The organism is Gammaproteobacteria bacterium (assembly GCA_016716465.1).
Lineage (GTDB): Bacteria > Pseudomonadota > Gammaproteobacteria > SZUA-140 > SZUA-140 > JADJWH01.
In genome coordinates this window covers 123,683-145,713 of the sequence record JADJWH010000001.1, presented here as the reverse complement: position 1 = coordinate 145,713, position 22,031 = coordinate 123,683, and the positions used below count along the sequence as shown (strand labels likewise).

Below are 22,031 nucleotides of genomic sequence, written 5' to 3'. Positions count from 1 at the left end.
ATCACCCGAAACGCTGATATCCATTGATGGCCGCCCTGCTCAACCGCCTCGCCAACCTGTTCCCGCTCTGGGTCGTGACCTGCAGCGGGCTCGCGCTGTTCTACCCGGCGGGGTTCACCTGGTTCAACTCGACGATGATCGTCTGGGGCCTGGCCGTAATCATGATCGGCATGGGGATCACGCTGAGCGTCGACGACTTCCGCCGCGTCGCGCGCCTGCCGCGCCAGGTGGTGGTCGGCGTCGCCGCGCAGTTCCTGATCATGCCATTCCTCGGCTGGGCCATCGCGAAGGGGCTGGCGCTGGAGCCCGCACTCGCCGTCGGCCTGATCCTCGTGGCCTGCTGCCCGGGCGGCACGGCGTCCAATGTCGTCAGCTACATCGCGCGCGCGGACGTCGCGCTGTCGGTACTGATGACGATGTGCTCGACCTTCGCCGCCGTGGTGATGACGCCGCTGCTGACCAAGTGGCTGGCCGGCGCGTATGTCGAGGTCAGCGCCTGGAGCCTGTTCGTCAACACGCTGCAGGTGGTCGTGGTACCGGTCACGCTCGGCGTGTTGCTCAATCGCTACGCGCCGCGCGTCGTGAATTTCGTGCTGCCGGTGGCGCCGCTGGTATCGGTGATCTTCATCACGCTGATCTGCGCCAGCATCATCGGGTCCAATGCCGGCACCGTGCGCGACTCCGCGCAGGTGCTGTTCACCGCCGTCGCCCTGCTGCACCTCGGCGGCTTCGGCCTCGGCTACCTGCTGGCCCGATTGCTGAAGCTGTCCGAACTCGCCAGCCGTACCGTCTCCATCGAAGTCGGCATGCAGAACTCCGGCCTCGGCGCCGTCCTCGCCCGCGCGAGCTTCCCCGAACTGGTCCTGGCCCCGGTCCCCTCCGCCATCTCCGCCAGCTTCCACTCCATCATCGGCAGCGCCCTCGCCGCCTGGTGGCGCATGCGACCGCCGCGGCCCTCTGATAGGGGACAGACACCGGTAGGGCGGGGACAGACTTAAGTCTGTCCCCATACCTCACCCATCGGGGACAGATTCCCCACCCATCGGGGACAGATTTGAAATCTGTCCCCATACTAAAGTCGGCCGCCTCCTCTTCGGCTCCGGCGGCGTCATCAGCTCACGAATCGCATCAAAGACGATCTTGAACTGCGCGTCGTATTTCCGTTCCAGGGCGGCAAGCTTCCGCGCAAGCTCCGCGTGCGAGATCAGCATCTGCCGGAGACGCACGAAGGTCCGCATGATTTCGATGTTGACACGAATGGCTCGTTCGCTCCGCAGGACCGAGGAAAGCATTGCCACCCCCTGTTCCGTAAAGGCATAGGGCGCGGCTCGACGTGCCCCACCCCAGCTTGAAGTCACAAATTGTGATTTCAAGCTGGCGAGTTCCTGATTGCTCAACTGGAACATAAAATCCTCGGGAAACCGCGCGATATTTCGTTTCACCGCCTGAATCAGGACGCGAGGCTCCACCTGATACAACTCAGCGAGGTATGTGCTGAGCATCACCCTCTGTCCCCGGATCACCAGAATCCCCTGAGTAATCCCCGCGATTGATACCCTGTTCTCACCACCATTTTTCCCGGCCTCCATGCCCCACCTCCTTGACGAACGAACGTTCGTTCGCTAGCATAGCCGCATGCCCAATGATGAGCAACATCTCGCCCGCCTGCAGGATTACTACGCCCGCCACCGCGTGCTGCCCTCGTATGCGGCCATCGGCGAGCTGATCGGCATGAGTTCTAAGGCCTCGGTCGCGGGACTGGTGATGCGGCTCAAGGCGGAAGGTTATCTCGAGAGCGCCCCCGGGCAGCGGCTCAGGCCCGGCGCGCGCTTCTTCGAGCGGCCGCTGGCCGAGAGCGTGCCGGCCGGCCTGCCGAGTCCGGCCGCGGACACCGGGTCGAACAATCTCACCATCGACGAATACCTGGTAAAGAATCCGTCAACGACGGTGCTGGTCCGCGTCCGCGGCGACTCGATGATCGACGCCGGCATCCATTCGGATGACATCGTCGTCGTCGAGAAGCGCCAGAACGCCAAGGTCGGCGAACTCGTCGTTGCCATCGTCGACAACGAATTCACCCTGAAGCGCCTCGACAAGGAAAAGGGAAAGTTCGTGCTGAAACCCGAGAACAAGGCCTACCCTGTCATCCGCCCACAGGGTGCGCTGGAAATCTTCGGGGTGGTGGTGGGGCAGTTCCGGAAGTACAAATAAAACCTGGTCGGGGACAGATTTGGTCAGAAGACCGGGGACAGACTTAAGTCTGTCCCCTTAAGTGAGATGGGGACAGATTTGAAATCTGTCCCCAAGCGAGGGTGTAAGTCTGCCCCCAACCCGCTAATTCACTCCCCATCATCTCCCAACTCCTGCAACCGCTTGCTGGCAAACTCGCCGTCGCGGCCCTTGGGGTCGGTGCTGACGGTCAGCTCCAGATAGCGGCGGTAGGCCGCGTCGTCGGCGTCGCCGTGGGACACCAGCGCCTGGGCCACGTAGACCGCCGCCTTATAGCCCGGCGCCATGCCCTCGAAATCGGGGTGCGCGAGGATCTTCTGCAACAGGTCCTTGCCCTGTTCATAGCGATTGAAGAAGGCCGGCAGATGGATGTAGGTGTTCGCCGCCACCAGCATCGTATCGAGGGTGTGCACCGAGCCCGGATCCGGCTTCGCCAGCTGCGCGTCCAGCGCGCGGTCGAGCACGCCCAGGCCCTCATCGGTGATGCGCCCCTTCTCGATGTTGTTGGGCGCGTCGCGCCCCTGCAGCGTCATGGACGCGCCGAGATAGGCCTGAAACACCGGCTCCTCCGCGTGCGCCCGACTCAGCGACTTGAACCGCTGGACCGCGTCCCGCACCGCGCGCTTGTCCCCGTCCACCCCTTTCAGAAACACCGCGCGCGCCTCGGTGAGCTCATCGTCCATACGATTGGCCTGCGCCGGCCACACCATCACCAGCATCAGTAAAAACGCAATCCGCTTCATGATCATGCGAAACCTCCAATCGGCGTCATATGCCCTGCCCAAGACTATAGCCTTAGCCGCGTACGCCTACAACACACCCGTAGCCCGGATAAAGGTGCGGAGCACCGGCATCCGGGAAATCCCAACCACCATCTCCGGATTCCGCTACGCTCCATCCAGGCTACGATGAAACCCAACCCTCGGGGACAAATTTGAAATCTTCCCTGACCCGCAGCTCCCCGCACGCCACAACACACGCGTAGCCCGGATAAAGGTGCGGAGCACCGGCATCCGGGGAATCTCAACCGCCATCCCCGCGGGGACAGATTTCAAATCTGTCCCCTGTCCACTTGCCAGGTAGTAAGGGGACAGACTTAAGTCTGTCCCCAGTCTAACCTAACCAAATCTGTCCCCCACCCACCAAAACCCTACGCCTGCCACACCCCATACCCCGCCTCGCGCAGGCCGATGGCGAGTTCCACCTCCATCTCGCGCGCGCCCTCGTAGGGCATCGGATTGTACATCTCGTACAGCTCGGGCATCAGGCGCAGGCCGTATTCGCGCACGAAGCGGTTCGACTGGATACCGGCCTTGTGCTTGTCGAAACGCACATCGGGGTCGAGCCCGGTCATGCCGACGTAGACACAGGGCTTGCCGTATTCATACTCCGGATTCGCGCGCATGAACTTCGGTTCGTACAGCACGTCATCCGACAGGCGGACGACATAGACGTGATAATGATGGCCACGACCCATCGCGTCATTCCCACCGATCCGCGCCTACTCCCCCACCACCTGCACCCGCACCGTGCGCCGGCGCGGCCCGTCCAGTTCGATCAGCATCACCGACTGGTACTGACCCAGCCCCAGCGCACCGTCGACCAGTGGCACCACCTCGGAACTGCCCAGCAGCATCGCCGCCAGGTGGGAATGCGCGTTCTCCGGCTCGTCCGGCGGGCAGTCGCGCTGGGCGATGTCGTTGTGCAGATAATGCTCGCCGGGCGGGATCAGCCGCGCCAGAAACCGCTTCACGTCCTCCAGCAGGCGTGCCTCGTCCTCGTTGATGACAATCGCGGTGGTAGTGTGCTGCGAGGTGACGGTAACGAAGCCGTTTCGGATGCCGGCGCGGGCAACCGTCGTGCGCAGATCCGGCATCAGGGAATGCAACGAAATCCCCTGGCCGGTCTCAATCTCTATGCTCGAGGTAATGCACTTCATGGCAAATTGAATGATCGAGGGTCGGAACTAGTATTCTTAGCCACTTTCCCCGGCCAGACAACCGCCAATCGCCCCGCCCGTCAATTTTGAGTGCTGGACCGCCCCGATCCTGGCGAACCCGGCGCAACCGCGCGTTCATCCCCTCGCCCCGGTGTCCACGCCGAACACCCCGGCATAGCGGAACACCTGACCCAGCAGCGGGTGACGTAATTTGAAGTCCATATCAAAGCGGACATCGTCCAGGGCCGACTCGACAATCGTGGTGTGCCCCAGCAGACACCATTCGGGGATCGGCAGCGGCCGCCCGAACACCTTAAGCACGAAAGAGCGGCCCTCGTAGTACAACCGGCCGTCTTTCACGTGAACCGCCATGCGTAGTCCGAGTAAGCCGTTGACGTATTCGATGACCTCATTGCCGCCGGCATACACCCATGCGCTCCTGAAATAAATGATCTTCCCCTCCGGCAGGGTCAGCGTGCGCGTCCAGCGCTGGACCGCGCCGTCCATCTGCTTTTCCACGTCCGTGCGGATGCCCTCGCCGCGCCGGTTCACCAGCACCCCCATGCAGCGCAGCAGATCCAGGCACGGCTGCATCCAGCGCGGATAGTCCACCGTGAGTGCGCCGACATCCGTGTTGGTCCCGGCCTGGTAATGAAACCGCAGGGGCGTCGGCAGCTCGTCCCAGTGCACCCCCAATGCCTGTTGCAGCGGACTCTGCTCCTTCATGACACGCCCCCTCCTCCCGGTTTGAACACCATCAGCAGCACGATCACCACCATCGACGCAAACGCCGGCACCCCCAGCCAGAACCAGCGCCTCGCATAACGCCAGTACAGCGGCGGCAATTCGCCGTTCGAATTCAGCGCCTGCTCTGAAATCTGTTTCATGCGGATCTGCAGCCAGACCACCGGCAGCCAGCACGCGCCCGCCAGGGCGAACAGCCACAGGCTCGCCGCCACCCAGGGAGTACTGACGGGCACGGACACCAGGTGGATCATCACCAGCCCGGAGACCGGCTGCAAAATCACGGTCGGCGTCGTGAATATCCAATCGGCCAGCACGACCTGCCGGTTCGTCCGCGCGATGTGGCGCAGATCGCCGCTGCGATCCGCCATCCATTTATAGAAGGCGCTGCCGAGCCCGGTGCCGAACAGCAGCACCATGCTGAGGAAATGGAGCGATTTCAGACTAAGATAGCTCACGCGGCAGCCTCCCGATCAATTCGGCAAAGGCCCCGGCATCCGCGGTACTGCCCATTCGCAGCATGCGCAGATTGTCGGGATGGCACAGCGGCACAACTCGCTTGACGAGATGCCCCATCGCCATGGCCAGCGGGTACGGGATCGACACGATCCGCGCCGGCGACCGACCACTGGCAAGGCGCAGCGCCTGCAAGCGGTCGCGCACAGACATCACCTCTGACCCCACCACATCGATCGTGCGCTGCGCGGGCAGCGCGTGCAGGCACTGACAGACGGCGGCGGCCAGGTCATCGACATGGACCGGCCGGATGTGTTGTACGCCGCCGCCGACCAGCGGGATCACCGGCAGCTTCGCCAGGCGCCGGAAGAACGCCGCGCTCCGTCCACCCGGCCCCACCACCAGCGACGGGCGCAGAATGAACCAGTCCAGCGGCAGATGCCGCAGCACCTCGTCCGCCTTCCCCTTGCTGGCGAGAAACGGCGTGGCGGCCCGCGGGTCGGCCCCCAGCGCCGAGATCTGGATCACGCGCCGGACGCAGGACTTCAGGCAGGCATAGAACAACGCTACCGGTGCACGGTAATGCAGTGCATCGAAGGTCTGTGTCCCGCGCTCGGCGATGATGCCGACACAGTTGACCACCGCGTCGACATCCCGCAGATGAGGCAGCCAGTAGTCCACTTTCTGAAACAGCCGGAAATCGAAGCCGGTCGAGCGGGACGCCGGCACGACCTCATGACCGGCGCCGCGCAGCGCCGCCGCCACGTGGCCGCCGATGAAACCGCCGCTGCCGGTGAGCAGGATCTTCATGACAGGGTCCTCGAAGGCCGATACCTGCGGGCCAAAATGCCCGCGCCCGAACCCCGAGGCTTCCGGTTTGATCAAACCGGAACAACTTCCGGCTACTGAAGGATCATTCCGGAGCGCTTGCGCGCCCGATCCGGCGAAACCGCCCCGGCGTCATACCGGTGATCTCCCGAAAGGCGTCGTAGAAATTCGACTGCGAGGTGAATCCGACCGAGAGCCCCACGGACAGCACCGAGGCCGAGGGCTCGGCGATCAGCATCCGTTGCGCCGCCTCGACCCGGTACTGGCGCAGGAAGCGCGAGAAACTGATCCCCCGGCGGGTGTTGATGAGTTCCGAGAGCTGGTGAGCGGAGAGCCCCACCCTGCGGGCCAGCCCGGCCAGATCCAGCTCCGCATCCTCATACAGGCGGTCCCCGGTCATCAGCGCCTCCAGCCTCGCGAGAGCCGCGGCGCAATCGACATGGGCCAGCGTCGACACGGCATAGGTCTCGCGCGCCGCATCGACGACCTCGACGGACAGGCGCGGCGTCAGCCCCAGCGCCAGCCCGACCAGCACGAAGGCGCCGCCGATTGCGCTGGCGTAAAGACTGTAAAACATATCCTCGCCGATCAGCGGCAGCGCAAACGCCAGGACCACCACCAGCAGCGCAATCACGAACACGCCCCCGAGCACCGCCAGCTCCATCCGGAACCGGCTGCGCTGCGCCCGCAGGGCATGGACACTGCGCGCCAGCCACACCAGATAGCCGGCCCCGATCAGAAACGCCAGCGGCAGGGCCCATGCATACGGAAGAAAGGGCGCCGCCACCACGGGCAGTGCGTGCAGGAAATCCCGCCCGCGCCACGCCGGCTGCGCGCGCAGCAAGGGATGGCTGAAGAGATAAAACGCCGGCGCCACGGCGAACAACAGCAGCCGGTAGACCGGGCCGTGGATGAAATCACCCAGCTGCTGGAGATAGCCCAGGTGCAGTAATTGAAGACACGACAAGATCAGCAGGAGCAGCAGCCCCATCGCCCGGGACATCCCCTGCCCGCTGTAATTGGCGGCGCGCAGATGCGTCAGCGCGATCACCAGCGCACTGAACAGCGAATAACCGATGAGCAAGGTAGCGACGATAGTTGCTGGGTCAGGAATCATCAGGATGGGTGGTGTGTGTCAGAAATATCGCTCACCCCCGACCCGGCCAAATGGTACTGTCGCCTTCATAAAAAACATTTCGAGAAACCTGATTGCGAAGCCACCATTGCAGCCATCGTTTCCAGCACTAACGATCGCATCCTAAAAAGAACCACACGCCATTATAATCAACACGGTAAACCACCAGCCCTTCTGCCATAAACAGCGCCATACCGCATAAACCAAGATGAGCGAGGATCACCTACACTAGGCGCTAAAGCATCCCATTATTAGTGCCAACAGGGATCTTCCTACTCCTTATTGAGTCGTTATACTCATTGGGCGCACAATCGCCTGCTCTATCAATAATTACTTCCACCCGCCTATTCAATTGCGAAGCTTCGTCGCTAAACGAATTCCCAGACACAGAATCTGTATAATTTTGTTTTACCATCTCCTCATAATCGTCATCCTCCCACTTCCAGGCAGAAACGCGAACCCTCACCGCCAGACTCTCCTTGCGAAACTTTTTTAAAAATTCTTCAGCTCGATTATTAGCCAATGTAATGTTTGATCTATCGCTGACCTTATCGCATTTATTATCGAAACATTTGCTATCAGAAAATCCAACTACGTAGGCATGCACGTTACTACCAACGGCACACGCATTAAGCATGCTAACCAGCTGGTCTACTGATATATTAATCCAATCGTTATATTCCCCTTTGATTTCTGCTTTATCAACCAGGAAAACAGGGAATACATAGCTCTTGAGAAAATCGCCTCGATTTACAATATTTACATGCAAATCCACTTTGCTTTTGTCATCCTCAGGATTAGCGGCTCCTTCCGTACCCGGCTTAGCAGGTTCTGCCGCCCCAGAATCACCCGTCAATACCTCTACTATTTTTTCCTTTGCAGGGTCGCCATACAGAAATATAGACAGTAAAAAACAGAAGATTACAAATACCTCTACCAGATATAACCTAGTCCTTGCATGCCTCACCCTGTTATTAATCTCATGCTTACTAATAATCCCATCTGATTTTTCATACCCTCCAATCCAAGATCGAATACTATCCATCCCGACAGTATGATATTCGTATAAGACATAGCCAGTTGCACAGAGCCCGATGATAATAAACAGGCCGCTGAACTCAGCGCTAGTCGGAAGCCTCTCACCAAGAATTGTTATTGACTTGGTACTAGCCGCAATTATAAAAATTAGCGCCAGATTAATAACGGTCGCGCGTGACTTATAGACGCGCTCATTTAATGGATCTGAATTAAGTTCCATAATCCCTCCCGCGTTGGCCTAACCAAGTAACGATGCGATCTTCCCCACCAGACCTTCCACCTGCCCAAGAATCTCTACCGCTTTCTCAGCACGCTTTTCATCGCGCTCGAGGTCACGGATACGGGACTGAATTCTGCGATTAGTCGCAGCCAACTCACCGAGCATGTCGTCCGCGCTTCCCTGCCACGTCCTGTGTAATTCAGACCGAAGCTCCTGAACCTTCTCTTCCAGCAGCTGTTCAGACTTCTCCAGTTCCGTCGTGTCCTCACCTTTCAACTTCATTTTGAGTGAAGCACCAAGCAATTTTCCGCGCAGAGTAATCAGGCCGCTAATGATATTAACCTTGTCATCATTACCCATGATCCGCCTCCTTGCCACTAGCCGTTCGTATCGTTCGCAGAGTCCTCCGCCGGGAGTAGACCCTTGTAAAGATCACGCAGCCGCTTCCCATCCTCGACCAATTGATGCAGATCAACGTCCTTGTCTGACTCCAGGCTCAGGGCGAGCTCCGCATGCTTTCGCGATAGCGCCTGATACCCATCATGAATCTGACGCAGCGCCTCCAACTGGGCAATGGTACGCTCATTGAGCGCCAGCTGTTTCTTGATCAGATCATCTCTCTGCGACGGCGTCGCCTTGACGATCCGAGCGATCCATCGCTCGACGTCATTCTGATATTCGGTCTTGATCCCGACAGCGGACAGAGCAGCAGCCTCAGATCCCAGCCGCGAGAAGGCTTCCACCACCGGCTGGTTGTCCTGCAGAACGTCGCGCAGGCTGGCCCGACGCTTATGGCTCAGATAAGCGTTCGCGGCGGACAGCGCCGCGGCGCTGAAAAAGGCCGTCTCCTTCGGTCCGGCCGCGAGACCCAAGGCCTGGGCCGCACTGGACGAGTTTCGATTGAGGGCCTGCCCCAGCGCCAGGATGCGATCCATATCCCTCTTCTCTCCACCGGCCAGCTCGGCCAGTAGGGAAACGTACTCGGAGAACAGCGCGTTGATCCGACCGAGGCGCAATGCGGTATCGTTAACCGCCATGAAAACCGGCGCATTCGGCAGGCTCCAGTCAAACGTGTCATCTGCTTCGTCAGGGAACTCGAGAATGATGTCCGCAGGGTTCGCTGTCTCCGCGCCCTCTGTAATTGAAGTCAGATAGTTCCGATATGTCCATTCGCTCTCGAAGGAGAGCGCCGCCTTGCTGCCGGAGAACAATGCCTCCGCCGCATCGCGATACGCATCAAACCTGTCGGACTTAACTGGCGCCGTGGCCACGCAACCAACCGTCATCAGCATGGCCGGGACGAGCACCGCGAGGCGCAATCGCGCCTGCACTAGGTCACGGAAACCATAACACCGATCCTGATGCATACGCTCACCCTTCCTGCGAACCTGTTTGTTCCTCATGCCTCCGACCACATCAGCGCCGCACAGAAAAATCGAGCTTTATCTTTGCAATGGAGTGTGTAATCGGTTTATCCTCCTTGCCTTTCCCCGAGTCCGGGTGAGCAACCTTCTGCTTGCCGTATAGCTGGAAGGTCACCTCGTCCGCCACAGGATCCATACGCACGACGGAAAAGTTGCTGTCCGTATACAGCGCCAGCCGCTCGAAGCGATACCCATCTTCGGACTTACCTTCGTCCGGCACCGTATTGCCCAATATCCAACCAAGCATCCTGGGCTTGTTGTAGGTAATCGCACTGGATGTCAATTGATAAATTACCGCCCCCTGATCCTTGTCTACCATTCTGAATACGGCCGAGGTATGCACATCGCCGCTAAGGATCGAGACTCTTAACCCTCGCCTGGCGGCCCCGAACAGCGCCTTCAGCAGGGCACGGCGTTCAGCGTTGTGTTTGTTATGCTCCCAGGCGTCACGAAGGTCGTCCTGCAGATCTGCCATATCGGCCAGTACGCTATCGTCCGCATTGACAAGGACCGGCATCATGTGCAGTACCGGAACGGCTGTGACGACAAACACATACTTGGTTATTGCCGGATCCAATTGCTGCAACCATGCCTCGAAGCGGCGCATCTGTTCCGGCCCCAATATACGCATGGCGCCCTTATTGACGTCGCGCCGGCCACGCCCGTCGAGAAAATACACGGAATAACAACCACTGCTGATCGCATAGTCATATTGTCCTGGCGGCGTATCCGGATTGTGGGAGTGCTGGTACTCTTCATAGACCTGAAAAGCCGCCTGTCGCATACGATCCAGAAGCTCCAGGCAGTCCCCCCTGGAAAGCTTCGCCTTCCTGACCTTGCTACGATTAAAAATCTCATACAGGTCATCCCGACCCTTCGCTTTCAGGATATCGGACCCCCAACCGTCCTTGAGTTCATGATCGTCCCATATCATGTAGGTCGGATAACTGGAAAAGGCATCCTTTACCGCGGAAAATCCCCAGTAGCCGCGATAGATATCGCGATACCAACTGACCATTTCATCCTTGCTCGGCAATAAAACGTTCCTGTTTTTAGTCATGACGGCATTGAGATACTTCCAGATGTCCAGCGTCTGTACGCCGTCAGCGTACACCTGATCGCCCCCTCCTATGACGAAACGCAAGTCCTGCTGGCGATGCCGGTCTAGAACTTCATTAAATACGCTCCACATTTCCATGTTGACGACATTCGTCCCCCCGAATATCGAATGCTGATAGGGCATATGGCAGGAATAAAATGCGAAGGAGTGCGATGATGCTCCGGCAGGCAATGTTCGAAACCGGTAAACTCGATCTTGACCGATCAGGATTCTCGCTACGCCATTTTCCTCGCCGTACAAGGCATAGCAATATTCAACCAGCGGTGACAAGTTATCCACGGTGATCACCACCGTGGAATCACTCCGATAGTCTTTTACCGAGAACGGAATCTTTTGAACATGTGACGGGAGAGTGTTCAGCCGGCTGTAAGGAACAGCCTTAAACCCCTTAAAGATACGTTGCTCAGGGTCGCTCTCAGCAGGATACAGCAACAGAATGAAATCACCGGGCGCGGCCGTGCGGAACCATATTTTCGCCGTTGCGTCGGTAGTATGCCCGACAATCGCGGCATGCTTGAGCCTCGGATTCGGCCATGGACGATCATTCTTATAAACAAAGGAATTTTTCATTATTATTTCCCCTGCTCGATCTGTTAGCAGTTACTAGATAAACCTTTTAACTCCTCCCGGCTATATAACTTTGGTATTAAGCCTTAAGTTAGCAATTAGCAAAGAAAAATTGTTTCCGACCCTAAAAACCTGCGATTAGACCTTAAGCTGCATCCGGCGCTCCCATGTCGGAGGCTATCTCTCTGAACTGCTCCAGCGCCGCTTCCAGATCCTCCACGATCTCCCGCGCGATCACATCCGGTTCCGGCAGGTTGTCGGAATCAGACAGGCTTTCGTCCCTGAGCCAGAAGATATCGAGACTGACCTTGTCTCGGGCAGCAATCTCATCATAGGTATAGGCACGCCAGCGGCCGTCGGGGTTCTTCTCCGACCAGGTCGCCTTGTGGCTATGGCGGTTCTCCGGGTTATAGCACTTCACGAACTCGTCCAGATCTTCACGTCGTAGTGGATTGGTCTTAAGCGTAAAGTGCATGTTTGTACGAAGGTCGTAGATCCAAAGTTTCTTGGTCCAAGGCGTCTCCGACGCGGGCTTCTTGTCGAAGAACAGCACGTTCGCCTTCACGCCCTGGGCGTAGAACAGGCCGGTGGGCAGGCGCAACAGGGTGTGGACGTCGCACTCGTGCAGGAGCTTGCGGCGGATGGTTTCGCCGGCGCCGCCTTCGAATAGCACGTTGTCGGGCACGACCACGGCGGCACGGCCGTTCTGCCTGAGCAGGGTTTTGACGTGCTGAACGAAATTGAGCTGTTTGTTCGAGGTGGTGGTCCAGAAGTCGCCGCGCTCGACGATGTCGCGCTCTTTGCTGACCTTGCCTTCCTCGCCCACGATGGTGGTGCTGCTCTTCTTGCCGAAGGGCGGATTGGTGAGCACCAGGTCGAAGCGATCGCCGGGGTCGGCGGCCAGCGCGTCGGCAACCACGATGGGCTCGAAGTCCTGGCTGCCGATGCCATGCAACAGCATGTTCATGGCGCACAGCCGCGCCGTGGCCTGCACCAGCTCCCAGCCCTTGAAAGTCTCCTCCTTGAGCCGGGTCTTCTGCGGCTTGGTCAGGTTGGGATTGTGCCTCACCACATAGTCGTGCGCCGCGAGCAGAAAGCCGCCGGTGCCGCAAGCCGGATCTGACACGGTCTCGCCGGGCTTCGGGGCCATGACATCCACAATGGCCTGGATCAGCGGACGCGGGGTGAAGTACTGGCCGGCGCCGGACTTGGTGTCCTGGGCGTTCTTCTCCAGCAGGCCTTCGTAGGCATCGCCCTTCACGTCGGCGCTCATCGACACCCACTCTTCCCTGTCGATGAGATCGACCACCAGCCGCCGCAACTTGGCCGGGTCCTGGAACTTGTTCTGCGACTTGTTGAAGATCAGTCCGAGCAAGCCCTTCTGGTTGCCCAGTGACTCCAGCGTGTGGCGGTAGTGGTCGAACAGCTCGTCGCCGTCTTTCTTAATGAGGCTCGGCCAACTGTACGTCGAAGGTACCGGGCTCTTCTGGTTATACGGCGACTTGGTGCGCTCGTCAGCCATCTTAAGGAACAGCAGATAGGTGAGCTGCTCGACATAGTCGCCGTATGACATGCCGTCGTCGCGCAGGACGTTGCAGTAGTTCCAGAGTTTTTGGACGATAGTTGTTGTGTTCATTCAATACGTCTTCTTTGATCTCTTAGCTAAATTTGAACGATTTTTCGTTCAGCTATGGCCCTTGCCACAGTTCACGCGCGAACTCGAATAGTTCTCGACCTCTTTGGTCAATCGAGTCCTCGTTCCATTCATGGGCACGCATAAGTTTTCGATTAAGGTGGAGATTTGATTCTGCAAACAGAGCCTCTCGCTTACGATCAATCCCTTGGTTCTGGAGACCTCTGTTAACCCCATAATGCAATAGCGTGAGATTACCGATACGCACTTTTGCGCTTTCGCGCCTTTGGATTGCAGAACTCCGTTTGTTAGGTGCTGTTTCGAGAAACACATCCAGCGCGGACTTCTCAAGCTCTTCCCTCGTTACAAGAGTTCCATCTTCCAGTGGCCAATGCTCCAACCAACTACTGGGCAGAATATGATCAACATCCAAAGTCTCAATAGCAAGAATAAGTGGCTCTTCTGTTCTCGAAGATCGCATCTTTCGTTCGAGCGATGCCAGTATTGATTTCGTTCGTACTGCGTCAAGCCGCCCTGGATACATTGCCGCCTCAAGCCATGATTTTCGAAACTCATCTTCGCGTGGCCATCTGGACGCCTCTCCCTGCAATCCTGCCAGCGCTTTTCTCAACACAGCAGGCTTCAGCTCTTCGCTCGCGATATTCTTGAGCTGTTGGATAAATACCTTGTTGTAGTTCTTTGTCGTCAATCCACAGACTGCTCTGCGAACTAAGTAAGACTCAATATCCGCGTACATAGCCGCCTGTTCTTTTTCAGGACATCCAGACATGGCCACTGCAAGCGCAAGCGGGTGCATAGTCGAGGCGTCCCAAGCTGCCACCTGCCGACCGAATCTTGCAATTGGCGTATCACCTGAACCACTCACTAGCTGCCGATAGTGCTCGGAGTACTCATTCAGAATGCGCAATTGATCGCTTGCAGAAACTGGCGTCGTACGACCGACAGCAAAGCGCCGGTATCCGACGTATAGTCGGCCGACATCGACCTCTTCTCCTAACGCTGCCTGTAAAGCAGTTTGTATAAACCACTCAAGCCGAGGTCTCTTGAGCCGACCACGGCGCTGCTCTTCTGACCAAAAGGTGCTTTCAAAAGGGCTCCATAGTGCGTCATACAGCTGGCCTGCGTTCGCGCCCTCGCGATCCGCACGCATAAAAACGAAGTTGCGTATCAAGTCGGTTGCGTGAAGCTGCGCACCATGTCCATTAAGCGTCTCAAAGATAACTTGCGCATCGTCGTCCTCTCCCAAGGAAATCGTCACCATATTAAGGTCTTTTAGTACTGCCTCAACTATCGCGGTTATACGTTCTGCTCGGTGCGCCCCATTTTCCTGATCGATCCACTGAGTCATTTGCTCATTGAAGTACCAAATAGCCTCCAGTGCCGGAGGATGGTCAATACCAATCTTTCTGAGCCCACCGACTTGAGTGAAGCTGTCCGGAAACGCTTCGCGCAGCTCTGACTTATCGCGTGCCAGCATAGCAACCTTGTATGTGGATCGATCGCGAAACGTCGGCCAGACTTTGAATACCTCTGTGTCCGGTTGCTCCATCGTTTCGCTGTTTGGATTTGTTAGGCAACCTTCGACCAGTGACAATAACGCAGCTGGACCCGAGCCACGGAGAACAATTGCCAATGCAGCCAATACATATTGAAGGGTCGTGAGGCGTTGTTGACCATCAATAATATGCAACGCCTCGACACCCAACAGGCCTCGACGCTGTTGTGGCTCTAGAACGGCAGCTCCCAAGAAGTGCGGGGTAGGTTGCGATCCGGATATTCTTCCTTCTGCCTTATCCTGTATGTCTGCCCAGAGGCGCTCCCACTGATCCTCCCTATTCCATACGTATGCACGCTGGTAGAACGGTACACGATATTGCCGTCTATCCTGATACAGCTGAAGTACCGCGATTGTTTCTGATTTCATATTTAGATCTCCCCTTGGCGACCGACTTTGTCAGTTCATCAAGCAGAATGAATTTCCAGTAATTCAACTAACACCACACGTACAAAATCGCGCACACGCAGGACCTCTGTCTTATCCGTTGGCGTATGTGTTGAGACACTCGAACGTGTATACACGCTTCTGACAAATGTACCGAGCGATTCCTCAACCCCGTCTATGGCTGACTCCGCCGGACCCGAAGCCACCCTTGATGCACCGCGATTCTTCATCACGAAGCGAACCTTTTGTTTCATGGTTGGCCCGTTTGTGTTTGGCTCTGCCTTATATCCATGCATCCCCTTTACATCTTCATCAGGCGCCAAATAATCCAGCGTCTCCCTAAGCGCCTCACGCAGATCAGTTGCTGGACCGCGCCACGACAACCTGGAAGCACCCTGTAGATCGGAGATAGCCTGCTGATATGAAATCGCCGCTGAAGGCACTATTGATTGAAGAGTGCCAAGTATCTGCAAATCAACTACCTCCAACTTTTGCTGGTTTGTAGCAAGCGCAGTAGAAGATACAACTTGGGCATCAACGGTTATGAGGCCTGATTTCGCGTTAGCTAGCAACTGTTGATAACTCTTGGCTCTACCACGCTTGTGGCACAGAGCGAGCAATTCTTGCATATCTGTGTCGACGTGCCGAATTGCATCGCTTTGTTCTTGCTCGCTCACCACTGAGGGCCTTACTTCATTAAAGTAACGCTCAACGAGTGAACGCAATCCATCCCGCTCTTTTTGCGAGTGGAGCTGCTGACCTTTTACCTTGTTCAGGCCCTTTCGGGCATTGTCTACTTCCTGAATAAAGGCTTGAAGAATCTGCGCCATGAGTTTTAAGAAGCCTTCTTGGTCGGAAGGCCATGGGCAACGAGGTTATAGCCAACTGCATTAAGCTTGTACTCCCCACGCGTACCTCCCTCGAAGTACCCGGACTTTTTTGCGTCCACTAACACTTGAGCCATGGCCTTTGGCAACTTGAAGTTCGCCTGCTTGAAATATTTTTCTAAGTCTTGAGCTGAGATTGTATTTTTTCTCTCGTCCTCTGGCGCTAACTCTTGCAGGTAATAGGCAACGACGCATGCCATTTGTTTTGCAGAATCAGGATTCTTCTCTTGCTTGAGTGAACGAATGTCAACCTTTCCTTCGCGATGCGCGTGTACAGATTGTCCAACAGCAGGTACTGCCTGAACCATCGTTTGAGTGGCCGCAACGTGAGCCGGTGTCTCCGGGGCTATCTTGAGATTTAGGTGGGCACTCGCCGCAGCAATGGCGTTGATTCGGGAGTCAGGCTCAAGCGCTTCCAGAGCAGCAATTATCTGATCGATGGCCTGGCCAAGCGTAAGTTTCTTATCAGTCATGTGTTTCTCCTTTCGTTTTCAGTACGCGCCCCCTACCGTCTACTCGTCCTGTCACTTCTTGCAGATCGGTCACGAGTCCACCGGAAAATGCCTTTCCAAGCATCGATTTCCGCGTGTTCTCGGCACGCATCAAGTTGGAATCCACCTGGGCCTCTGTTTCGTGGAGAATGGTGAGGCGACGGCCGACTTCGGCAAGAATTCGCTCTTGCTCACTAACTGGCGGAACCGGAATGGGAAGTCGACGAAAATCTTCGACATTAACTCCGCGCAGAGCGACTCCCTTCGTCTCCCCAGTCAACCATTTCTGGCAAGAGTCAGATCGAATTGCCCATACCACGTAGTCTCTGCACATCAGCTCATTAATAGGTGCCCGCATAACATGCTGAGTAATGTTTCCACCAGCTAGCTGAGATGGAACGACAGCAACACGTCCGATGGTCCCGTCTTTGGAGATCAGTACGTCTCCGGGTGCCAAGGTAGCCCTAGCAAACTTCGCAGCTCGCGCCGGCGTCACTCGTCTAAGGTTTTCTAGATCGATAAAGCCATCTTTCATCTCAGTTACACGCACGTAAGGTACACCGTTTGGATCGTGTGGCCCGGGCTTGATGATCCCATAGATTATTGGGCGACCCTCTTGGCCGATCTGATTTAATGTTGCCCACACCCATCCTTCCGGCAGTCCAGGAAGATCAGTGGTGTTGGGCGCTGTGGGTTCTTTGTATTTGCCCTTGCCTTGCCACTGACTGCGGCGGGTTTCGAGGATGCGTTGCAGAAGTTGTTCGCCGGTTTCGTAGCTGCGGCCTTCGCGGCGGGCGAGTTCGGCTTCGGTTTCGACGAGGCGGCCTTCGACAGCGGCTTTGAGGACGGCGGCTTTGTAGCGCTTGAGGTTGGCCTTGACGCGCTTGAGGTTGGCGACGCCTTCGTCGAGGCGGGAGAATTGTTTTTCGATTTCCGCGACGATGCGTTTTTGTTGGTCGAGGGGTGCGATTGCCACTTCGACAGCGTTGTAGTCGTCACGGCTCAATCCTGGTACGGCCGTAGATTTATCGAGCTTTGAGAGTCTCAGACCCTTTAGTAGGTACTCGAAGTATTTAAGGTCACCATCCTCGGACTCTTCCGCAAAGTACACTGTGTCGATCGGCCAGCACGGAACCGGCGAGTGATATACCTCGCCTACTGAGCCCTTCCGGCCAACTATAAGAGCTGGCTTTTTAGTGAGCGCATTTGAGTGCACACCAACTCGCCCGCTCGAACCATACACAGGCACGCTGCCAGACCCATCGCGGGTCTCTTTCTTCAGTGCCTTTCCATATGTTAGCGGCAGTATTTTTCCGAGAGTGGTGACAGCCCACCCCTGTGGTAGTTCTTCGAATGACTGGAGATCGTTGTTGTTTAGCTTCATGCCACCAAAGTCTCGTTCCTGCCTGCCGTACCGGCCCAGGCGGGCAATTCTTCAATTATCGTGTTCATCACTTTTCATCCCACTGACCGAAACCGATAGGCCGTTTCTTCTTCGGCTCCGGCGGCGTCATCAGCTCCCGGATGGCATTGATCAGCCCCGCGATGGCCTGGTCGTGCCCCGAGACCTTGCGCTCCAGTTCGTCCAGTTTCTGACCAAGCTCCTTGTGGGTCGCGGACAGCTCCCGCAGCTTTACGAAGGCGCGGACCACGAACACGCTGACCTCGACCGCCCGGGGCGTATTGAGCACGGAGGCCGCCATTATGGCGCCGTGCTCGGTGAAGACCCACGGCTGATAACGTCGCCCGCCATGTCCGCGAGACGCCTCACTTGAGGTCGCAATTTGCGACTTCAAGTTTGTAACTTCCTGATCCGTCAGTTTAAACGCAAAGTCCTCGGGAAAACGATCCGCATTGCGTCGAACCTGTTCATTCAGCCGCTTGGTGGTGACACCGTACAGCCTGGCCAGATCGGCATCCAGCATGACCCGCTTGCTGCGCACGGTATAAATCCGGTCTTCGATCTGCCCACCCGGAATGGCATCCTTGCCGCTTTCCATGTTTCCCTCCCTGGATGATTCTGTTGTCTCCCTGTTCCGATTCTCCGATTAGTGAAAATGAGGCGGCCGCAAATTGCGACCACCGGGCCATTACTATACGTCATAAATACTGGATTCCCGCTTTCGCGGGAATGACGCGCTATTGGCAGCAGGCTACCCCTTTGATGCTGGCTCATGCGGCCAAGGTCTCGTTCAGGTCATCAATAATGGCGTTCAGCCTGTCGCCGAACAGTTGATGAACCTTGCCGAGTCCGCCCTGCTGGATGAACGGCGCGTAGTTGAAGTCGTCCGGATCGATGCCGAGGTTGGCGGCGATGTGGTCGCGGATCATTTCGAGCCAGCGGATTTGTTCAGGTGAAAAAGGCTCTGGATTCCCGCTTGCGCGGGAATGACGAATCTGGGTGGCGAGCCATGCCTTGAAATTGGCATCGACGCGCTCGGGGAACGGGATGAGTTCGTTGTCCTGGTGGATGGCGTAGCGCACCAGCGAAACGAGGTCGGTAAGGATGCGTTTGCCGCTGGCGCCTTTGACTTTGGATTTTTCCAAGGCGGCATAGGCGTTCCAGAGTTGAGATTCGTTCCACAGGTACGGCGGCTTTTCGATGGCGTCGGCGAGCTCTTGCACCGCTTCAAGGTTCAGGCGCTGCTTGTAGGGCCGGCTGTAGAGTACCTGCAGGGCGGTGATCTCGTCCTTGTGATGCCGGATGAACTGCTCGAAGGACTGGACCATGCCTTGGGCGCGGTCGAGCGCGTCTTGCGAGAAGCCGGCCTCCAGGATCTGGTCCGCGCTCACGGTGTCGATGACGACCTCGTTTTTCTTCTTGATGGTGTCGATGGTCTCGCGCAGTTTGGGGTCGTAGAATGGCTTGATGGCGGCCTGTATGACCTTGTCCCGGGCGGCGGCCAAGGCTGGTTCCGGGATGGGCGCATCCATACCGGGAGCGATGCCCAGATCCGCCTTCGCCTGTTCGATGTGGCGGTCCGGGTCGAGGGCGGCGATGATGCGGTGGCTGAGCTGCCTGATGCTCAAGCCCCCGGCGAGGGCGCGAACCTGCCGGTCGTCCTCCGCGGTCATGCGGTGTTCCATGCGGGCCAATCTTCCTGCAAGCGAGGAGAGCACCTCGTCTTCGGTGTTGCCGAAGGCCACGGCCTGCATGAGCTTTTCGAAGCTGACGGTGGGCTTCTGCTCCATGGGGCGCGAGTCGGTCTTGTCCTGCTCGCAGACGCCGACGGCATCGACGATGACGAAGTGGTCCTTGGCCCGGGCGTCGGGGGTGACGCTTTGCAGGTCGTCGGGCTTGATGACGCGCACGCCGCGGCCTTTCATCTGCTCAAAGAAGGCGCGGGATTTGACGGCGCGCATGAACATGACGACCTCCACCGCCTTGATGTCGGTGCCGGTGGCGATCATGTCCACAGTGACGGCGATGCGCGGCATGGGGCTGGTGCGGAATTCATTGATGAGGTCTTTCGGTTTCGCGCCGGTGGTGCGATAGGTGATCTTCTGGGCGAAGTCGTTGCCCTTGCCGAATTCCTCGCGCACGATCTCGACGATGTTCTCGGCGTGGGCGTCGTCCTTGGCGAAGATGAGGGTCTTGGGCACCCACTCGCGGCCGGGGAAGATCTCAGTGAACAACCTGTCGCGGAAGGTCTGGATGATCTTGCGGATCTGGTCCGGGGCGACCACGTCGCGGTCGAGCTGGTTGGGATCGTAGCTGAAGTCGTCGTCGAGCTGTTCCCAGCGCTTCTTGCGGGTCTCGCGTTCCTGGATCTGAACCGAGTAGCCGGCCTCTACCTTGGAGCCCTGTTCGGTGATGGCGGTGCGGATGCGGTAGACATCGTAGTTGACGTTAACGCCGTCGGCTACGGCCATTTCGTGGTTGTATTCCATCACCAGGTTCTGGTTGAAGAAGCCGAAGGTCTGCTTGCCGGGCGTGGCGGTGAGGCCGATGAGGTAGGCGTCGAAGTACTCCAGCACCTGCGCCCAGAGGTTGTAGATGGAGCGGTGGCATTCGTCGGTGACGATGATGTCGAAGGTCTCTATCGGGATATTCGGGTTGTATTCGATGGGCTCGGGCTGTTTGAACAGGCCGCCGAGTTGGCCGACCGATTCCTCTTCCAGGTCTTCGGGCAGTTCCCTGCCCTTCAACATGGAGTACATGCGCTGGATGGTGCAGATGCAGACGCGCGCGGTAGTGTCCAGGGTGTTGCCTTGCAGGCGCTGGACGATGTACTCCTCGGTGAACTTGAAGTTGTTGTAGGGCGAGGCGTATTGCTGGAATTCCTTCAGCGTCTGGTCGCCGAGGTTGCCGCGGTCGACGAGAAACAGGATGCGCCGGGCACCAGTAAACTTTAATAGGCGGTAGGCCAACACAATAGCGAGCAAGGTTTTTCCGGAACCTGTCGCCATCTGTACCAATGCTCGAGGACGGTTCTCACGCAACGAGCGCTCGATATTATCAATGGCCTTGGGTTTTGGTGGCCAGAGCTTATCTGCCAAAGGCGGCATGATTTTCATTCGATCAAGAAATGTCGCGCCACGACTGATGTAATCAGTAGGTCTAGCCTCGGCTGCTCTCAAATAAGCTGCGTCATCCCCCTGCTCTCTCGAGATTTTTTTGAATTCTTCTGCTTCTTCGATTAAGTGGGCGAGATGATCAGGTTTATGAAAGGCGAACACCGGGCGTGAACGCGGCTGGGGGTCGAGGCCGTTGGTGAAGCGGGTTTCGACGCCGGTGGACTGGTACGCAAACGGCAATGGTTTGCGCCAGGCGGGCAGTCCGTCGGGGAGTCCCTGCGTGTATTTGGCGGATTGCGTCTCGACGCCGGTCAGCGTCACGCCTTCCTTCTTGGCCTCAATAACACCGGCGGCCTTGCCGTCGACGTAGAGCAGATAGTCCGCCTCGCCGTGTCCCGACTTCAGCGGAAACTCGCGGATCGCCACGCCGCGATGCGCGGTGATATTTGCCGCACTTGTATTACACACGTTCCAGCCGGCCTGCGTCAGCAGGCGGTCGATGGTTTCGCGTGCATATTGCTCCGGCGTGGACACGTTCTTATATGTCGTTTGTTCTTATGAGGTTAGAGGGGGATGCTAACACATATATATAGAGTCCCACATACTACGACGAAGGTCGTAGGACTATGGGTTAGGGGTGACCTGTCCCCCGAGAAGTGCTTCGTAGCCCGGATAGAGGTGCGGAGCACCGGCATCCGGGGATGCCGGCTCTGGATTTCCCGGATGCCGCTGCGCTTTATCCGGGCTACGATGCGGGCGGCTCTGGGTTGGGGACAGATTTGAAATCTGTCCCCTGACGCGCTCTTAAAGGGGACAGACTGGAAGTCTGTCCCCTAACG

At 57.5% G+C, this 22,031-nt stretch carries 21 protein-coding genes; 2 read left to right on the top strand and 19 right to left on the bottom strand.

The window, feature by feature from the left end:
* Positions 1 to 26 precede the first annotated feature (26 nt).
* A complete protein-coding gene (locus IPM20_00715) occupies positions 27 to 998 on the top strand; it encodes a bile acid:sodium symporter family protein (GenBank protein ID MBK9130153.1) in 972 nt (323 codons plus the stop codon).
* Positions 999 to 1,013: 15 nt separating this feature from the next.
* Here the strand turns inward: IPM20_00715 and IPM20_00710 are convergent, their stop codons facing one another.
* Entirely contained in the window at positions 1,014 to 1,589 is a 576-nt protein-coding gene (locus IPM20_00710) for an ORF6N domain-containing protein (GenBank protein MBK9130152.1), read from the bottom strand.
* Between the two features lie 46 nt (positions 1,590 to 1,635).
* Between IPM20_00710 and IPM20_00705 the strand changes: the two genes are divergently transcribed.
* Positions 1,636 to 2,211, top strand: coding sequence for a LexA family transcriptional regulator (locus IPM20_00705; GenBank protein ID MBK9130151.1), 576 nt, complete (start codon positions 1,636 to 1,638; stop codon positions 2,209 to 2,211).
* Positions 2,212 to 2,339: 128 nt separating this feature from the next.
* Here the strand turns inward: IPM20_00705 and IPM20_00700 are convergent, their stop codons facing one another.
* The 18 genes from IPM20_00700 to IPM20_00615 form a co-directional block, all read right to left on the bottom strand.
* Positions 2,340 to 2,978 carry a hypothetical protein gene (locus IPM20_00700; protein MBK9130150.1) on the bottom strand — a complete coding sequence of 213 codons (639 nt, stop codon included), beginning with the start codon at positions 2,976 to 2,978 and terminating at the stop codon, positions 2,340 to 2,342.
* Between the two features lie 401 nt (positions 2,979 to 3,379).
* A complete protein-coding gene (locus tag IPM20_00695; GenBank protein MBK9130149.1) occupies positions 3,380 to 3,706 on the bottom strand; it encodes a hypothetical protein in 327 nt (108 codons plus the stop codon).
* Positions 3,707 to 3,730: 24 nt separating this feature from the next.
* On the bottom strand, positions 3,731 to 4,168 hold the full coding sequence (locus IPM20_00690) for a YjbQ family protein (protein MBK9130148.1): 438 nt from the start codon (positions 4,166 to 4,168) through the stop codon (positions 3,731 to 3,733).
* A 135-nt stretch (positions 4,169 to 4,303) separates the two neighbouring features.
* The gene (locus tag IPM20_00685) at positions 4,304 to 4,894 is read right to left on the bottom strand and encodes a DUF4166 domain-containing protein (GenBank protein MBK9130147.1); all 591 of its coding nucleotides are present in this window, start codon (positions 4,892 to 4,894) and stop codon (positions 4,304 to 4,306) included.
* The gene (locus IPM20_00680; GenBank protein ID MBK9130146.1) at positions 4,891 to 5,370 is read right to left on the bottom strand and encodes a DUF2269 domain-containing protein; all 480 of its coding nucleotides are present in this window, start codon (positions 5,368 to 5,370) and stop codon (positions 4,891 to 4,893) included. Before IPM20_00680 ends, IPM20_00685 begins: the two co-directional genes overlap by 4 nt.
* Positions 5,357 to 6,178 carry an NAD(P)H-binding protein gene (locus IPM20_00675; protein ID MBK9130145.1) on the bottom strand — a complete coding sequence of 274 codons (822 nt, stop codon included), beginning with the start codon at positions 6,176 to 6,178 and terminating at the stop codon, positions 5,357 to 5,359. The genes IPM20_00680 and IPM20_00675 overlap by 14 nt, the downstream gene beginning before the upstream one ends.
* 103 nt (positions 6,179 to 6,281) lie before the next feature.
* Entirely contained in the window at positions 6,282 to 7,313 is a 1,032-nt protein-coding gene (locus tag IPM20_00670) for an AraC family transcriptional regulator (protein ID MBK9130144.1), read from the bottom strand.
* 253 nt (positions 7,314 to 7,566) lie between these two features.
* The gene (locus IPM20_00665) at positions 7,567 to 8,589 is read right to left on the bottom strand and encodes a hypothetical protein (GenBank protein ID MBK9130143.1); all 1,023 of its coding nucleotides are present in this window, start codon (positions 8,587 to 8,589) and stop codon (positions 7,567 to 7,569) included.
* An 18-nt stretch (positions 8,590 to 8,607) separates the two neighbouring features.
* Complete coding sequence (locus IPM20_00660) at positions 8,608 to 8,949, bottom strand: hypothetical protein (protein ID MBK9130142.1); 342 nt, start codon at positions 8,947 to 8,949, stop codon at positions 8,608 to 8,610.
* A 17-nt stretch (positions 8,950 to 8,966) separates the two neighbouring features.
* The gene (locus IPM20_00655) at positions 8,967 to 9,956 is read right to left on the bottom strand and encodes a hypothetical protein (protein ID MBK9130141.1); all 990 of its coding nucleotides are present in this window, start codon (positions 9,954 to 9,956) and stop codon (positions 8,967 to 8,969) included.
* Between the two features lie 49 nt (positions 9,957 to 10,005).
* Positions 10,006 to 11,703: an alkaline phosphatase family protein gene (locus IPM20_00650; protein MBK9130140.1), complete on the bottom strand. Its 1,698-nt coding sequence runs from the start codon at positions 11,701 to 11,703 to the stop codon at positions 10,006 to 10,008.
* Between the two features lie 142 nt (positions 11,704 to 11,845).
* A complete protein-coding gene (locus IPM20_00645) occupies positions 11,846 to 13,336 on the bottom strand; it encodes an SAM-dependent DNA methyltransferase (protein ID MBK9130139.1) in 1,491 nt (496 codons plus the stop codon).
* A 52-nt stretch (positions 13,337 to 13,388) separates the two neighbouring features.
* The gene (locus IPM20_00640; protein MBK9130138.1) at positions 13,389 to 15,278 is read right to left on the bottom strand and encodes a DUF262 domain-containing protein; all 1,890 of its coding nucleotides are present in this window, start codon (positions 15,276 to 15,278) and stop codon (positions 13,389 to 13,391) included.
* Between the two features lie 38 nt (positions 15,279 to 15,316).
* On the bottom strand, positions 15,317 to 16,126 hold the full coding sequence (locus tag IPM20_00635) for a hypothetical protein (GenBank protein MBK9130137.1): 810 nt from the start codon (positions 16,124 to 16,126) through the stop codon (positions 15,317 to 15,319).
* 5 nt (positions 16,127 to 16,131) lie between these two features.
* Positions 16,132 to 16,656 carry a hypothetical protein gene (locus tag IPM20_00630; protein MBK9130136.1) on the bottom strand — a complete coding sequence of 175 codons (525 nt, stop codon included), beginning with the start codon at positions 16,654 to 16,656 and terminating at the stop codon, positions 16,132 to 16,134.
* Entirely contained in the window at positions 16,649 to 18,058 is a 1,410-nt protein-coding gene (locus tag IPM20_00625) for a restriction endonuclease subunit S (protein ID MBK9130135.1), read from the bottom strand. The genes IPM20_00630 and IPM20_00625 overlap by 8 nt, the downstream gene beginning before the upstream one ends.
* 67 nt (positions 18,059 to 18,125) lie before the next feature.
* Positions 18,126 to 18,674, bottom strand: a complete 549-nt coding sequence (locus IPM20_00620; GenBank protein MBK9130134.1) for an ORF6N domain-containing protein — start codon at positions 18,672 to 18,674, stop codon at positions 18,126 to 18,128.
* Between the two features lie 172 nt (positions 18,675 to 18,846).
* The gene (locus IPM20_00615) at positions 18,847 to 21,726 is read right to left on the bottom strand and encodes a DEAD/DEAH box helicase family protein (protein ID MBK9130133.1); all 2,880 of its coding nucleotides are present in this window, start codon (positions 21,724 to 21,726) and stop codon (positions 18,847 to 18,849) included.
* Between the last annotated feature and the right edge of the window lie 305 nt (positions 21,727 to 22,031).